Annotated in this window: 9 protein-coding genes; 5 read left to right on the top strand and 4 right to left on the bottom strand. The window is 73.5% G+C overall.

What is annotated here, in order from left to right; genetic code table 11:
* The first annotated feature begins 42 nt into the window (after positions 1–42).
* Positions 43–6,636: an amino acid adenylation domain-containing protein gene (locus tag WHN02_RS16990; RefSeq protein ID WP_434739726.1), complete on the top strand. Its 6,594-nt coding sequence runs from the start codon at positions 43–45 to the stop codon at positions 6,634–6,636.
* A complete protein-coding gene (locus WHN02_RS16985) occupies positions 6,633–7,370 on the top strand; it encodes a thioesterase II family protein (protein ID WP_434739725.1) in 738 nt (245 codons plus the stop codon). The genes WHN02_RS16990 and WHN02_RS16985 overlap by 4 nt, the downstream gene beginning before the upstream one ends.
* Before the next feature lie 175 nt (positions 7,371–7,545).
* Here WHN02_RS16985 and bioA read toward each other — a convergent pair whose 3' ends face one another.
* Positions 7,546–8,901: an adenosylmethionine--8-amino-7-oxononanoate transaminase gene (gene bioA, locus WHN02_RS16980; protein WP_434739724.1), complete on the bottom strand. Its 1,356-nt coding sequence runs from the start codon at positions 8,899–8,901 to the stop codon at positions 7,546–7,548.
* Between the two features lie 204 nt (positions 8,902–9,105).
* Between bioA and WHN02_RS16975 the strand changes: the two genes are divergently transcribed.
* From WHN02_RS16975 to WHN02_RS16965, 3 genes are all read left to right on the top strand, one after another.
* Positions 9,106–10,344 carry a cytochrome P450 family protein gene (locus tag WHN02_RS16975; RefSeq protein WP_434739723.1) on the top strand — a complete coding sequence of 413 codons (1,239 nt, stop codon included), beginning with the start codon at positions 9,106–9,108 and terminating at the stop codon, positions 10,342–10,344.
* A gap of 75 nt (positions 10,345–10,419) precedes the next feature.
* Positions 10,420–11,397, top strand: a complete 978-nt coding sequence (locus tag WHN02_RS16970) for an ATP-binding cassette domain-containing protein (protein ID WP_434739722.1) — start codon at positions 10,420–10,422, stop codon at positions 11,395–11,397.
* On the top strand, positions 11,394–12,197 hold the full coding sequence (locus tag WHN02_RS16965; protein WP_350895539.1) for an ABC transporter permease: 804 nt from the start codon (positions 11,394–11,396) through the stop codon (positions 12,195–12,197). Before WHN02_RS16970 ends, WHN02_RS16965 begins: the two co-directional genes overlap by 4 nt.
* A 62-nt stretch (positions 12,198–12,259) precedes the next feature.
* Here the strand turns inward: WHN02_RS16965 and WHN02_RS16960 are convergent, their stop codons facing one another.
* From WHN02_RS16960 to WHN02_RS16950, 3 genes are all read right to left on the bottom strand, one after another.
* Positions 12,260–13,519 (bottom strand): hypothetical protein, encoded by a 1,260-nt coding sequence (locus WHN02_RS16960; RefSeq protein ID WP_434739721.1) that lies wholly within the window; start codon positions 13,517–13,519, stop codon positions 12,260–12,262.
* Between the two features lie 173 nt (positions 13,520–13,692).
* A complete protein-coding gene (locus WHN02_RS16955) occupies positions 13,693–14,889 on the bottom strand; it encodes an alpha/beta fold hydrolase (RefSeq protein WP_434739720.1) in 1,197 nt (398 codons plus the stop codon).
* Positions 14,886–16,127, bottom strand: coding sequence for a hydroxymethylglutaryl-CoA synthase family protein (locus WHN02_RS16950; RefSeq protein WP_434739719.1), 1,242 nt, complete (start codon positions 16,125–16,127; stop codon positions 14,886–14,888). The genes WHN02_RS16955 and WHN02_RS16950 overlap by 4 nt, the downstream gene beginning before the upstream one ends.
* Between the last annotated feature and the right edge of the window lie 19 nt (positions 16,128–16,146).

Below are 16,146 nucleotides of genomic sequence, written 5' to 3'. Positions count from 1 at the left end.
GACGTACGGTGCGCCCGACGAGCGTCGGGGAGCGGGAGGACCATGGACGAGCAGACCGGTACCGGCGACGCCCTCACGACGGTCCTACGGGTCCTCGTCGACGTGCTGCCTCCCGGCACCGAGGTCACCGCCGACACGCCGTTGGCCGGGCTGGGCCTCACCTCACTGGCCACAGCCCGAGCCCTGCTGGAGATCAGTACGGCTCTCGGGGTGGACCTGCCGATGGACGCCCTCCGCCGGTGCGCCGACCCCCGGGCCGTCGCCCACCTGGCCGTCTCCGGCACCGACCCCGGATCCGGGGGGCTGCGACCTGTGGTCCGCCCCGAACCCCACCGACGGTACGAACCGTTCCCGCTCACCGCCCTGCAGGAGGCGTACCTGCTGGGCAAGAGCACCGACCCGGACGGCGTGGGATGCCACATCTACCGGGAGTTCACCGTCACCGACCTGGACGTCTCCCGGCTCCGGGCCGCCTGGGGGCGACTCGTCGACCGGCACGACGCGCTCCGGTTGACGGTGACCACCGACGGTCGCCAACGGGTCGCCGAGGAGCCGCCGTCCTGGGACATGCCGGTGGGCGGGGACGCCGCAGCGACCCGTCGACTGCTCGTCGACCGGACGTACGGCCCCGACGACGACCGGCTCTGGACGGTGGCGGTGACCCGGCTGGCCGACGGGTCGGGGATCCTGCACCTGAGCATCGACGCCCTGGTCGTCGACGGTGTCGGGCTGGACCTGCTGGTCGGGCAGCTCTGGGCGGTGTACGACGACCCCGGACACGTGATCGCACCGTCGGCGGTCACAGTGGCCGACCTCGGTCGGGCGCTCGCCGACCACCGGTCCGGGGCCGGCTACCGGGCGGGGCTGGACCACTGGGTCGCCCGCCTGCCGGAGGTCCCACCCGGCCCGGCCCTGCCCCCGGGGGACCCGGCGGTCGGGGCCGCCACGACAGTCCCCCGGACGGCCGTCCTCACCCCCCGGGAGTGGTCCGCCGCCACCGGGTTCGCCGCCGCCGTCGGGGTCTCCCCCACCGCCCTGGCCCTGACGTTGTTCGTCGAGGCCCTCCGGCGGGCCGGTGCCGACGAGGCGTTCACACTGGTCCTGACCACCACGAGCCGACTGTCGTTGCCGGCCGCAGCCGCCGACGTGGTCGGCCCCTTCACCGCCACCGCCGTCTTCGTGGCCGAGCCCACCGCCGGGGTGCCCCTGGACCGGGCGGCCCGGGCCGTCCACGACACCCTGCGCCGGGACCTCGACCACGCCGACGTCCCCGGCGTCGCGGTCCTGCGGGAGCTGCGGGCGCGGGGGGTACGGGTCCCGTCCGCCCTCCCGGTGGTCTTCACCAGCCTCCTCGACGCCGGGCAGGGCCACGCCGAGGGCGCCCACGCCACCAGCCGGACCACAGGGGTCACCTTGGACGCCCAGCTCGTGCCGCACGCCGGCGGGGTACGGGTCCGGTGGGACGTCCGGGAGGAGGCGTACGCCCCCGGGGTCGTCGCCGCCGTGTTCGCCTGGTTCGTCAACACCCTCCGGTGGATCGGGTCGACGACCTCCGCCCCCCGTCCCCTCAACGACCTGCAACAGGCCTACTTCGTCGCCCGGGCCACCACCGGGACGGGGCCGTGGAGCGGATGTCAGGTCAGCCACGGGTTCCGCGTCGACACCGTGGACCTGCCCCGGCTGGAACGGGCCTGGCTCGACCTGACGGCCGCGCACGAACCGCTGCGGACCGCCGTCACCCACGACGGGACCCTCGTGGTCCACGAGACGGTCCCGGACGGCTGGTACGTCCCGGTCACCACCGGGGTGCCCGCCGATCCGGTGACCACGGAGATGGCGGGACGGGCGTACCCGTTGGGTCGGCTGCCCCAGGGTGAGCTGCGGGTGACAGTGGACCCGGCGGGGGCGGCGACCGTCCACGTGGCGTTCGACCTGCTGGTGGCCGACGGCCGCAGCATCCACCTGATGATGCGGGACCTGCTGCGCCGGTACGCGGACCCCGACGCGACCCCACGGGTCGGCGCGCCCCCACCACCCGACGGTGCCTCGACGACCCTGTCGGTGACCGCAGCCCGCCGGTACTGGCGGGAACGCCTGGCCGACCTGCCGCCCGGCCCGGCCGTCGCCACCACCGAGGGTCCCCGGGACCGGTTGACCGCCCGGATCACCGGGTGGGACAGATGCCGGTCCCGGGCGCGGGACCTGGGGCTGAGCCTGGACGCGGTGATCCTCGCCGTGCTCACCGAGGCGCTCGGGACCCACGTCGAGGGGGACTTCGCGGTGCCGCTGGTGCGGTGGACCCCGCAGACGGAACCGCTGCGCCCGGCGGAACTGACCGCGCTGAGCTGGATCCCCCGCGCCGCGCCGGGCACCTCGGTCCGGGACGCGGCCCGCCGGTACGACGAACTCCTGGCCGCCGACGCGGAGGCCGACGCGGTGAACGGGCTCAGTGAGCTGCGTCGGCTGGTCCTGCGGCGCGGCGGCGGGTATCCGGTGGTCTGCACCGGCCTGCTGGACTTCGCCGACGCCCCGCTTCCGGCCGGGGTACGGGCGGCGGCCTGGGCGACCTGCACCCCCGACGTCGGGCTGGACTGCATCGCCATCGACGAGGGCGACGAGCTGGGTGTCTACTGGGACGCGACCCGGGGGGCGTTTCCCGGCCCCGCCCTGGCGGGGGTCTTCGAGGCGTACCGCAGCGGGTTGGCCCGGCTCACCGGGGAGGAGGACGCCTGGTCGACCTCACCGACAGTGGTCGACGCGGCGGAGGCCTCCGGTGCCCTCCCACAGGACCTGCGTCGGATCGTCCACGACTGGAACGACACGGCTGTCGACTTCCCGCACGACGGGCCGGTCCACCTGCTCTTCGAGGAACAGGTCCAGCTCCGACCGGACGCGGTGGCGGTGCGGTGGCGGGGCGGGACGGCCTCGTACCGGGAGGTCAACGCCGCCGCGAACCGGATCGCGGCCGGCCTGCGGGAGCGGGGGGTCGCGGCCGGGTCCGTCGTGGCGATCCGGGTCCCCCGGGGGCCGACGATGGTGGCGGCGGTCTTCGGGGTCCTCAAGGCCGGTGGGGCGTACCTGCCGGTGGAGCCCGCCACGCCGGCCCCCCGGGTGGCGGTGATGCTCGCCGACGCGGGGGCCGTCGCCCTGGTCACCGTCGCCGACGCCGGTCCGGCCGCCGATCCGGTGCCCACCGTGTACGCCGACCGCCTCGGCGACGCCGTCCTCGCCGACCCGGAGCCGCTGGTCGACGCCGACGCCACCGCCTACGTCATCTTCACCTCCGGCAGCACCGGACGCCCCAAGGGGGTGGAGGTGGCCCACCGGTCGGTGCACAACCTGCTGCACTGGGCCCGCCGGACGTTCCGGTTCGGCCCCACCGACGTCGGGCTCTGCGTCACCTCCCTCGGGTTCGACCTGTCGGTCTTCGACCTCCTGGGGCTGCTCGGCGTCGGCGCGTCGGTCTACGTCGCCGACGCCGACCAGCAACGGGACCCGGCGCTCCTGCTGGACGTCCTGATCGACGAGCCGATCACGTTCTGGAACTCGGCCCCCACCACCCTTGCCCACGTGGTGCCGCTGACCGCCGCCCACCGGGGTCGACCCGGCACCGACGACCTGCGGCTGGTCTTCCTCAGTGGTGACTACACCCCGTTGGGGCTCCCGGACGAACTGCGGGCCTGCTTCCGACGGGCGGAGGTGGTCAGCCTCGGCGGGGCCACCGAGGCGACTGTCTGGTCGAACTGGTTCCGGGTCGAGGCGGTCGACCCGCAGTGGCACAGCATCCCGTACGGCCGCCCGATCGACAACGCCAGGTACTACGTCCTGGACGCCGACCGGCGGCCCTGCCCGGTGGGTGCGGCGGGTGACCTGTACATCGCCGGGGAGGTCCTGGCCCTCGGCTACCGCAACCAGCCGGCCCTGACCGAGGACCGGTTCGTCCCGTGCCCGTTCGGGCCACCCGGGGACCGGATGTACCGGACCGGGGACCGGGCCAGTTTCCTTCCCGACGGCAACATCTGCTTCCTCGGCCGCGCCGACCACCAGGTCAAGATCCGGGGGTTCCGGGTGGAGCCGGGCGAGATCGAGCACCGGCTCCGGACCCATCCGCAGGTCAAGGACGTCGTGGTGCTGCCACGGGAGGAGGGCGGGGAACGCAAGATCGTCGCGTACGTCCTGCCGTCGCCGGGGTCCACCCCGGCGGTCCGGGACCTGCGGGCGTACGCCGCCGAAGCCCTTCCCGACTACATGGTGCCCAACCACGTGGCGGTCCTGGACCGGTTCCCGGCGACGGCCAACGGCAAGCTGGACCGGGACGCCCTGCCCTGGCCGCTGACCGCCCCGACGGCCTCCGGGCCGGACGTCGACGGGGCGCTGCGGGAGATGGTCACCGGCCTCTTCGCCGACCTGCTCGGCGAGTCCGTCGACCCGGCCGGGGACCTGTGGGACCAGGGGGCCACCTCGTTCACGATGGTGCAGGTCTCCGCCCGGCTCCTGGAGCGGCTGGGCACCCGGATCCCGGTGGCGGTGCTGCTCGACAACCCGACGGTGGACGGCATCGTCGCCCACGTCTCCGGGGCCTCCCCCGCGTCCCCCGCCTCCGCAGCCTCCCCCGCCTTCCCCGCGTCGGCGGCCTCCGCCCCGGGTCGTGCCACCACCGGGGACGACGGGTCGAGGGTCCCCGGGGACGACGGGGCGGGGGTCGCCGACCCGGCGGCCGACGAGGTGGTGGACCTGCTCTCCCCCACCGAACGGGCCGAGTTCGCCGCCCGGCGACGGCACCTGCGGGAGGAGGGGACCCCGGTCGAACTACCCGACCTGCGGGTGGACCACCTGTGGTACCGATGGCGGTCCTCCCGCCGGGACCTCCTCGACCGGCCGGTATCACTGGCCTCGGTGGCGTCGCTGCTGGCCCTGCTCCGCCCCGACGACGACGGGCGGCGACTGTACCCCTCCGCCGGGGACACCTACGGGGTCCAGGTCTACCTGCACGTCCCCGGGGACCGGGTCACCGGCCTGGCCGCCGGGGTGTACTACCACCACCCGGAGGAGAACCGGCTCCGGCGCATCGGCGACGCCGCCGACCTGGACCGGACCGCCCACTTCGGCTACAACCGGCCGATCTTCGACAGGTCCGCCTTCGGGATCTACCTGGTCGGGCAGACCCGGGCGGTCGCCCCCCTGTACGGCAAGGACGCCGACCGGTACCTGGCCCTGGAGGCCGGGCACCTGAGCCAGCTCCTGTCCAGCGGGCAGGCGGCCCGGGGGGTGGGGCTGTGTCCGGTCGGCGGGGTGGCCGGCGGTCCGCTGCGCGACGCCCTGCGCCTCGACGACGGGCACCTGTTCCTCCAGGCGCTGCTCGGCGGGGCGGTGGACCACGAGGCCCCCGACGACAGGTTCCAGCCTCCGTTCCCGGTGGACGCCGGTGAGGTCGCCGTGGTGGGGATGGCCGGGCGGTACCCGGGCGCCGACGACGTCGACCGTCTCTGGGAGAACCTGCGGACCGGGCGCAGCGCCGTCGGCCCGGCGCCCGCCGGGCGTCCCGACGGGCCGGTCGGCGGGTGGCTCACCGACGTCGACACCTTCGACAACGACCTGTTCGGGATCGCCCCGGCCGAGGCCGCCGGCCTCGACCCGCAGCTGCGGCTGCTGTTGCAGGTGGTCTGGACCTGTCTGGAGGACGCCGGGCACACCAGCCGTTCCCTGGGGCGGGTCGGCGTGTTCGTCGGTCTCATGTGGCACGACCACCGGCTGGTCGGCACCGACAGGTGGCGCGCCGACGGGACCGCCCGGATCTCCGGCACCGGATCGGAGGTCGCCAACCGGGTGTCGCACGTGTTCGACCTCCGCGGGCCGAGCCTGGCCGTGGACACCTCCTGTTCGTCCTCCCTGACCGCCCTGCACCTGGCGGTGCAGAGCCTGCGGCGGGGCGAGTGCGACGCGGCCGTCGTGGCGGCGTCCAACCTGCTCCTGCACCCCTACCACGCGGCCCTCCTGCGCCGACTCGACCTGATCGCCGAGACCCCGCCCCGGGCCTTGGACGTGACCTCGGGTGGCTGGCCGGTCGGTGAGGGGGTCGGGGCGGTGCTCCTGCGTCGGCTCGGCGACGCCCGTGGCGACCGGGACCGGATCCACGGGGTGGTGGAGAGCACCTGGGTGGGTCACCTCGGCGGCACCACCCGGTACGGGGTCCCGGACGTGAACGCGTTGGCCGACTCCCTGCGCGAGGCGGTCCGCCGGGCCGGGGTGACCCCGGCCGACCTGGGATACGTGGAGTGCGCGGCGGCCGGGGCGGCCCTCTCCGACGCGGCCGAGGTCGAGGCGGTCACCGCCCTCGTCGACGGGGCCGGACGGGTCGCCGCCGGAACCCTCAAACCCAACCTCGGACACGCCGAGGCGGCCTCGGGGCTGGCCCAGCTCACCAAGGTCCTCCTGCAACTGCGGCACGGTCGGCTCGCCCCGACCCTGCTCGCGGAGCCCTCCGCCGCCCTGGTCGACCTCGACGCGACGGGGGTCCGGTTCGTCGACCGACCCGAGCCGTGGCCGGACGCCCCCCGGCGGGCCCTGGTCAACGCCCTGGGAGCGACAGGCTCGGTGGGGCACGTCGTGGTACGCGCTGCGGAGGAGCAGACATGACCAGTCCGTGGATCAAGGAACCGGTGGTGGACGACGCCCCGACGCTGCTGTACTGCGTCCCCCACGCCGGGGGTGGTGCGGCGTTCTTCCGACCCTGGCGGGCCGCCCTGGCACCCGACGTCGGCCTCTGCCCGGTCGTCCTGCCCGGACGGGAGTCACGGGTACGGGAACGTCCGATGACCACCGTGGACCAGATCGTCGCCCCACTGGCCCAGGCGATCCGGGACCACGCCGACCGGCCGTACGCGATCCTCGGACACAGCATGGGGGCGGTGGTGGCGTACGAGGTGGCCCGCCGGCTCTCCCTGACCTGGCGGGAGCCGTCCCGGCTGTTCGTCTCCGGCCGCCGCGCCCCCCACCTGCCCGCTCGACGGGCACCCCGGCACGAGTTGCCCCGCGACGAGTTCCTCCCGGCCGTCGCCGCCCTCGGCGGCACCCCGCCGGAGATCCTGCGACAGCCGGACCTGATGGGGGTGTTCCTGCCCGGTCTGCGGGCCGACTTCACGGTCAACGAGACCTACCAGCCGTTGCCCGGGCCGCCGCTGACCTGCCCGGTGTCCGCCCTCACCGGGAGCACCGACCCGGAGGTGGAGGTGACCGAGATGCGGGCGTGGGCGCAGGTGACCACCGGACCGTACCGGCTCCGGGTCTTCCCGGGTGGACACTTCTACCTGGCCGGCCCGCCGCCCGAGGTGGCCGACGCCCTCCGCGCGGACCTGCCGGTCCGGTCCTGACCTGACCGCCCAGAGGCCGAGGCCGGGGTCGGGGCCGGTCGACGCGGTCGGGCCGGTCGACGCGGTCGGGCGGCACGACCGAGGTCGAGGCCGAGGCCGGTCGACGCGGACCCCGGCGCACGCCGACGGGCCGGTCGGACGCCACGCGTCGTCCGACCGGCCCGCACCGCCGACGTCACAGGGACGCGACGACCTCCTTGGTGGCCTGCAGGAGGATGCCCATCATCTCCCGCAGCTGCGCCTCGGTCATCGCCAGCGGGGGAACGATGACGATGGTGTCGCTGGGCGCCGAGTGGATGATCAGGCCCAGCTCCCGGCACCGGTCGGTGATCCGGACGGCGACCCCCAGGTCCCACGGGAACGGCTCCCGGGTCTGCTGGTCCTGGACCAGTTCGATGGCGGCGAGCATCCCGCACTGGCGGATGTCGCCGAGGTGCGGCACCTCCCGGAACCGGTCCAGCTCCTCGGTGAGGACGACCCCGAGGGACTGCCCGTGCCGGATCACGTCGTCCTTCTCGAACAGGTCGAGACTGGCCAGCGCCACCGCCACCGCCAGCGGGTTCCCGGAGAAGGTGTGCCCGGACAGCAGCATCTTCCCGTCGCCCCGGAAGGCGTCGAAGACGTCGGCGGAGGCCATCGTCGCGGCCAGCGGGAGGTACCCGCCGGTGAGGCCCTTGCCGACGCAGAGGATGTCCGGGCTGACCCCGTCGGCCTCGCAGGCGAACATCGGGCCGGTCCGCCCGAACCCGGTTCCCAGCTCGTCGGCGATGAGCAGGACCCCGTGCCGGCGGGCGATCTCGGCGACCCGGGCGAGGTGCCCGTCGCGGGCCACGACCATCCCGCTGACGTTCTGCACCCGGGGTTCGACGAGGACGGCCGCGATCTCCGACCCCTCCCGTTCGAGGACCTCCTCCAGGGTGTCGGCGCAGGCCAGGGTGCAGTTGTCGGTGCAGAGGGTGCACCGGTAGCAGTACGGCTGGGCGAAGGCGCTGGTGGGACGCAGCAGCGGTTGGTAGAAGTTCTTCAGGATGGTCATCTGGCCGACCGAGAGCGCTCCGGTGGTGTCGCCGTGGAAGGCCCCGGTCATCGACACGAACTTGTTGCGCTGCGGCTCGCCCTTGAACACCCAGTACGAGAAGGCCATCTTCATCGCCGTCTCGACGGCACTGGAACCGCTCTCCAGGAACAGGACCCGGTCGATACCCTCGGGGGCCAGCTTGACCAGCCGTTCGGCGAGCTGGGCGGCCCCGGGGTGGGTCATCCCGTAGAGGGTGGTGTGGGCGATCCGGGCGGCCTGGGCGGCAAGGGCCTCGTTGAGTTCCGGACGTTGGTGGCCGTGGATGTTGACGCCCAGGGAGGAGCCACCGTCGAGATACTTGTTGCCGTCGCTGTCGTACAGGTAGACCCCCTCCCCTCGTTCGATCACCAGGGGCTTGGCCTTCAGGTACGCGTCGGTCGGGGTGTACGGATGCCACACGTGCTGCTGGTCCAGCGTCCGTAGCCGTTCGGTCTCGGTCAGGTCTACGTCCATGCGTTCGGCGCTCCATCGGCTTGGGGGAACCGGGTCGGGACGCCGCAGTATCACCGGATCCACCAGGACGTCGTCTGCGCAGTTCTGCGCAGAACCCCGCCTGCTCAACTCTGAGCAGAGGTGGTCGCGGGCGGTGGGAATGCTCAACCAGTGCGGCCGGGACGCCCCCGAGCCGCCATCGGTGCAACGGAAGGGGACGCCCCCGTGACGATCTCGCACGACCTCGATCTGACCTCGGCCCAGTCGCGGGAGTCGGCGTACCAGGCGTACGCCGCGCTCCGGGAGAGCGCCCCGGTCGCCCGGGTCCGGATGCCCACCGGTCAGGACGTCTGGCTGGTCACCGGATACGAGGAGTCGGTCGGGTTCCTCACCGACTACCAGCGGTTCCGGACCAGCCCGCCGGCCTCGGGCGGGGACGGTGCCGCCCCGGCCCTGCCGGAGGCAGTCGTCCGGCTCCTCGGCGGGAGCATGGGAAGCATGGACCCGCCGGACCACACCCGGCAGCGCCGGCTCGTCCAGGCGGCGTTCACCCCGCAGTACGTGGAGACGCTGCGCCCCGGCGTCCAGGCCATCACCGACCAGCTCGTCGACGGACTGCTGGCCCGCCCGGACCACACCTTCGACCTGGTCGAGGACTTCGCGGTACCGCTGCCCCTGACCGTGATGTCCGACATGCTGGGCATCCCCCGCGACGACCGCAACCGGTTCCGGCTCTGGTCGGAGCTGCTGCTCTCGCTCGACCCGACCTCGGCGCAGTCCGCCCCGGCCGGGATGAGCCCGATGGACGTGATGGCGGAGATCGAGAAGTTCGTCGGCTACCTCGACGCCCTGATCGTGGCCAAGCGGGCCGACCCGGGCGACGACCTGATCTCACGGATGACCCTGGCCGAGGCCGACGGCGAGCGGATGACCGACGAGGAACTCCTCAAGATGGTGGCCCTGCTGGTGGTCGGCGGGCTCGGCACCACCCAACACCTGATCGGCAACATGGTCCTCGCCCTGTTCCGCAATCCCGAACAGTTGGAGCTGCTCAGGGCGGACCCGGGCCTGGCCCCCTCCGCCGTCGAGGAGATGCTCCGGTTCCACGGCCCCATCGAGATCAGCTTTCCCCGGTTCGCCGCCGAGGACACCGAGATCGCCGGACAGCCGATCGCCCGGGGCGAGATGATCATCGCCGTACTCGCCGCCGCCGACCGTGACCCGGCCCGCTTCACCGACCCCGACCGGCTCGACATCCAACGGTCGGGCAACCGGCACCTGGCCTTCGGCCGGGGAGCCCACATGTGTCTCGGTGCCCCGCTGGCCCGAGTGGAGGGACAGATCGCCCTCACCACCCTGCTCGCCCGGATGCCGCAGCTGCGTCCGGCGACCGAACCCGTCGACGCCGCCTGGCGTCCCGGGTTGACCCTGCGCGGACTCAGCTCGCTGTCCGTGCGGTTCTGACCACTTCGGCGTCGACCCGGCCGTCCCGGAGTGGCGCGGCCGGGCGGCGCTCCGATCCGTCGAGGAGGAACGCCTGTGGCCGACGCGATCGTCGCCGAGGGCCTGTGTAAGAAGTTCGGCGCGGTCACCGCGTTGGACGGGCTCGACCTCAGGGTGCCCCGGGGCACCGTGACCGGGCTGCTCGGGCCGAACGGGGCGGGCAAGAGCACCGCCGTACGCCTGCTGACCACCCTGTTGACCCCCGACGGCGGCCGGGCCGAGGTGGACGGGCTGGACGTGGTGACCCGGGCCGCCGAGGTCCGCCGCCGGATCAGCCTGGCCGGTCAGCACGCCGCCGTGGACGAGAACCTGACCGGCTTCGAGAACCTGGAGATGCTCGGGCAGCTCCTGCACCTGGGTCGACGGCGCAGCCGGGAACGCGCCGACGAGTTGCTGCACGACTTCGACCTGGTGGAGGCCGGCAGACGGCGGACCAAGGACTACTCCGGGGGGATGCGGCGCCGGCTGGACCTGGCCGCCTCCCTGATCGTCGCCCCGTCGGTGCTCTTCCTCGACGAACCGACCACCGGCCTGGACACCCGCAGTCGGGCCGCCCTGTGGGACACCATCGGCGACCTGGTCTCCGGCGGGACCACCCTGCTGCTGACCACCCAGTACCTGGAGGAGGCCGACCGGCTGGCCCACCAGATCGTCGTCGTCGACCACGGGCGGGTCATCGCCCGGGGCACCCCCAACGAGCTCAAGGGCCAGGTCTCCGGGGAACGGCTGGAGGTCACCGTCGACCCGGCGGCGGACCTGGAGACGGCCCGGTCGGTCCTGGCGACCGTGGGCACCGGACCGGTCGTCGTCAACGACGCCGCCGGGGTCCTCGGCGTCCCGGTCGACGACGGGGTGGAGACCCTCCTGGTGAGCACCAGACGGTTGCGGGAGGCGGGCGTCGGGGTGCTCGACGTGGCACTGCGCCGACCGACCCTCGACGACGTCTTCCTCGCCCTCACCGACCGCCCCACCCCCGCCCCCGAGGCGGCGCAGTCCCCGGAGGGAGTCCGATGAGCAGTGTCGTGACGGCGTTCGGCGAGGGCGTGGTCATCGCCCGCCGGAACCTGCGCATGATCATGCGGGTGCCGGACCTGCTGGTGAACTCGGCCGTGGCACCGGCGATGATGACCCTGCTGTTCGGGTTCGTCATCGGCGGGGCGATCGACCTTCCCGGGGTGTCGTACCGGGAGTTCCTCCTCAACGGCATCTTCGTCCAGGCGGTCCTGTTCGGGGCGGTGAACACCGGTACGGCGATCGCCTCCGACGTGCGCAACGGCATCGTCGACAGGTTGATGTCCATGCCGATCTCCCGGTCGGCGGTGCTCGTCGGACGGACCACCAGCGACGTGGTGAACAACGCGGTGGTCATCTCGGTGACCGCCCTGCTCGGCCTCGTCGTCGGGTGGCGGGTCCGGTCGTCGTTCCTGGACGCCCTGGTCGGGTTCGCGGTCCTGCTCGCCTTCGCCTACGCGCTGTCCTGGCTGATGGCCCTGGTCGGGTTGGCCGCCCCGGTCCCCGAGGTGGTGAGCAGCACCGGCTTCACAGTGGCCATCCCCCTGGGGTTCCTCTCCAACGCCTACGTCCCGATCGACTCGATGCCGACGGTCCTCGGGGCGGTCGCCCAGTGGAACCCGGTGTCGGCGGTGGTGCAGGCGCTGCGGGACCAGTTCGGGATCGTCGGCCCGGCGGCGGCCCGCCCGGACGTCTGGCCGATGCAGCACCCGGTGGCCGCCTCACTGCTGTGGGTCGGACTGATCCTGGTGATCGCCGTACCGCTGGCGATCCGGCAGTACCGCCGGGCGGTGGGCCGGTAACGGTACCGACTGTCGACGGCCCCCGGGACGCTCCCGGAGGCCGTCGCACGTCCGCCGGTGTCCTACTCGACGAGGACCCGGTCGGGGGCCTGCCGACGGGCCCGCCGGGCCCGCAGCAGGGAACGGACCCACATCACCACCCCGCCGCCCTCGACGACGAAGACGAACGCCGCGATGGACAGGACGTCGACCCAGGTGAAGGTGCCGGTCACGGGCTCACCCCGGACCAGGGAGAGGACCCGACCGGCGTAGTAGACCAGCAGCGGGACGGTCGCGGTGACGAGGACGACCAGGGCGAGGATCCGGCCGGCGAGCCAGACCACCGAGAAGAGCCGGACCGCCCGCATCTCCCGGGGACCGACGCCGGAGGTGTCGACGAGCCGGCGACGCAGGACCCGACGGACCACGTTCCGCAGGTACGCGTCGGTGTCGGCCATCAGGCTGCGGGTGCCCAACGCGGTCACCGCCACGTAGTACAGGTCGGTCCGCAGGAACACGAACGTCTGCCACAGCAGCCGGATGAAGTGGGTGAACAGGACGGCGGACAGGACGATCCGGACCGGCTCGGGATATCCGACGAGCCCCACCCGGTCCAGCCACAGCAGGATCACCAGGACGGCGGCCCCGGTCAGGTCCACGATCATCCCGGCCAGCAGGGCGAGGTACCGCTGTCGTCTGGGGACCAACCAGATCCCGGACATCTCCGTCTGCACGACGATGGCGTACATCTGGTTGCCGACCCGGATCCGGGCCTGGACACCGGCGGCCCGGGCGCCCACCACGTGGGCCAGCTCGTGGCCGAACAGCCCCACCGCGGCGATCGCCATCACCGTCCACAGGTAGGCGGAGAAGTTCGTCTCGAAGGCCAGGCTGGACGGGCCGGGCAGGACCGTCGGCTCACCGGCGGCGAGGACCACCGCCACCACGACCAGGGCACCGCATCCGGCCAGGACCGGGACCCCCAGCAGCCGGCGGGCTGTCGCCGGGGAGAGCCGGTCGAGGTTCCACACCCGCCCGGGTGGGGGCGGCGACGGCGGCTGCGGCGGGGCCGGGGCGCCACCGGCGGGGGCGACGAAACCCTCACCGGCCAGGGTGTCGAGGAACGGCTCCACCTCGGGGGTGTCGCCGTGGCGCTCCTCGTACCGGCGGACGGCCTCGCCGAGGGTGACACCCGCGGCGAGCCACTCCAGGAGGTCGAGCGCATCGACCGGGATGGCCAGGAACGTCTGGTGTCGGGCGTCGCCGACGACGGCCTCGTCGCCGTCGCGGCGGGCGGTGAAGGGGTGGACCGTGACCGGCGCGTCGAAGGGGAACCGGCTCACCTGGGGACCTCCTTGCCGAGGTACGACGGGGAACCGGGGGCGGGGGGCTGCCCCCCACCCCCGGTCGTCAGGACGTCACGCCTGGATGCAGGCGACCGTCGCGCTGGCCTTCACCGACTCGAGCTTGCGGACCGACAGCTCCTTCTTGGCCTTCTCGACCTTGGTCTGGACCTTCATGTGACACCTCCTCCCGGTGGCTCGTGGTCGTCGCCCACCCCGACCAGGGTGGGTGTCTCTGGGCCGGGCGGGTCCCCGGCGACGAACCGCACCGCCAGGTCCATCAGGGCGTCCCCGGCGCGGAAGAGCGACAGGTGGTCACCGTGCTCGGTGACGTGCAGGGCGGCGCCGGGAATCCGGGCGGCCACCGCCCGCGACCCGTCCGGGTGGGCCGTCCGGTCGTCCCGGCTGGTCACCACCAACGTCCGGGGCGACAGACCGGTCAGGTACGGACGCAGATCCGTCGCCATGATCGCCCCGTTGAGCCGGCAGTACCGGTGCAGCAGGTCCGGCCGGACGTACGGGTAGACCACCAGGTGGGCCAGGCCCGGCGGGGCCACCCCGAGCATGGTGTGGGCGAGGACGGCGTGCACCGCCGCAGCCCGGTTCTCGTCCCGGGCGGCCATCTCCATCAGGGCCTGGAGGTTGCGCTGGTGGTCGGTCTTGGGGCTCTCCCCGCCCAGGTCGAAGTCGCCGTGCCAGAGGCTGAGCGACTCCACCCGGTCGGGTCGACGGGCGGCGGCGACGACGGCCAGCACCGCACCGCCGCAGAGACCGATCACGTGCGCCCGGTCGAGACGGAGGTGGTCGAGCACCGTCACCAGGTCGTCGGCCTGGGTGGTCGCGTCCACCCGCCCGGCGGGGTCGGGCGCGAACAGGCCCCGGGTCTGCGGGACGACCACGAAGTGGTCACGGGCGAGACGGCGTACCCACCGCTCGGCCAGCCGGGCGGGCATCCCGCAGGCCGACGCGATCAGCACCGCCGGTCGGGACCGGTCCCCGGCATACCAGGTGGGCAGGACCGCCCCGTCGGAGGTGGGCACGTCGACCCGGTGCGCCCAGGCGGTGAAGTCCCGTCGACGGGCCAGGTCGACCGAGGGGGGTCCGGCCGGATCGCGCTGCGGGGGACGGTCGGCGAGACCGAGCAGGCCGTCCAGGACCCGCTCGAACGGGCCGAGGTCGGCCGCGTCGGTGACCGGGGTGACCGGCGGGAGGTCCAGGGTCACGCAGGTCCGCCGGAGCAGGTCACCGGTCCCGGGGTCGTCGCACCGGACCCGCGCCGGCTGCGGGAGTGCCGACAGCAGCGGGGCGGCGGCCAGCAGGGCCGTGGCCAGGTCGGCCGGGTCCACCGGGCCGGCCGGCGGCGGGTTCACCGGACACCCCCGACCTTGATCCAGTCGTACCGGCGATGGTGGCCGTCGACACCGGTGCAGGCGAGGACCGTCCGGGGCAGGCCGACCCGGTCGACGAACTCGCCCCACCGGTACGGGTCCACCGCCCGGTCGGCCACCGGGACGAGGCAGTCGGCGTTGACCGCCAGGACCTCCCGGTACTCGTCGAAGGTCAACCGGCACCGGGCGGCCAACTGGTCGCCGATCTGCATCCGCCCCACAGTGGCGGCGGCGTCCACGCCGACCACCCCGCTGTAGAACTCCGAGGCGCACCCGGACCCGTACGCGTACAGGCCGACCCGGACCGGGTCGGTCGACCCGAGGTGGTCGACCATGCTGGCCAGGGCGAGGTACACCGACCCGGAGCAGAGGTTGCCCACCTGCCGGGGGTAGACCAGGCCGGGGAGGACCCGCTTGGTGAAGTCCGCCCCCACGTCGGCGATCCCGTGGTCGCGGGCGAGCTTACGGTGGGCGGCGCGGACGATCCCGGCGAACGGGGTGTGCATCACCAGCCCCGCGAAGGTGGACCCGAAGTCCACCCCACCGACCCGGTCGGTGTAGTCCCGGTAGGAGTGGGTCAGACAGTCCAGGTACGCGAAGAGCGACCGGTCGGCGTCGGCGATGTCGAACCGGGGACCGGGGCGGGCCGAGTCCAGGGTCTCGTAGCTGTACACGCCGAAGGCACCCAGGTCCACGTCGAGGACCGCCGGCCGGTCCCCGAGCAGGACCGCCGCCGCCCCGGTGCCCATCGCCGGTTCGGTGTACCCCGCCCCCTCGTCGACCAGGGAGACGTCGGTGGCGATCACCAGCGCCCGGGCCCCGGACGACGCCGCGGAAGCCAGATACCCGCAGGCCAGTTGGAGGGCGCCGGTGGCGGCGTAGCAGGCCTGCTTGACCTCCATGACCCGGCACCGGCGGCTCAACCCCAGGTGCTCGTGCACGTACGAGGCGACGGACTTGCTGTAGTCCACCCCGGACTCGGTGGAGGTGACGAGCAGCTCGATCCGCTCCCGGTCGGCCGGGTCGAGAGCCTCGACGACCGGCCGGGCCGCGTTGACGGCGTGGGTCACCGGATCCTCGAACGGCAGGGCGACCGACTTGGTCTCCATCATCAGGTTGTCCAGCCGCCCCGGGTCCAGGCCCCGCCCGGCGAACAGGTCGGCCACCGGGATCCGGGCCAGCCCCGCATGGACGTTCAGCGCCTCGATCCCCACACTCACGTCGTCACCTCGCTTCGCT

The organism is Micromonospora sp. SH-82 (assembly GCF_051132485.1).
GTDB lineage: Bacteria > Actinomycetota > Actinomycetes > Mycobacteriales > Micromonosporaceae > Micromonospora.
Note: the sequence above shows the minus strand (reverse complement) of the source record. Positions and strands in the feature narration are given on the sequence as shown.

What these genes read in the sequence shown, in the direction of transcription:
- WHN02_RS16990 (WP_434739726.1), top strand. Translation starts at nt 43, where the DNA reads ATGGACGAGCAGACCGGTACCGGCGACGCCCTCACGACGGTCCTACGG.
- WHN02_RS16985 (WP_434739725.1), top strand. Translation starts at nt 6,633, where the DNA reads ATGACCAGTCCGTGGATCAAGGAACCGGTGGTGGACGACGCCCCGACG.
- bioA (WP_434739724.1), bottom strand. Translation starts at nt 8,901, where the DNA reads ATGGACGTAGACCTGACCGAGACCGAACGGCTACGGACGCTGGACCAG.
- WHN02_RS16965 (WP_350895539.1), top strand. Translation starts at nt 11,394, where the DNA reads ATGAGCAGTGTCGTGACGGCGTTCGGCGAGGGCGTGGTCATCGCCCGC.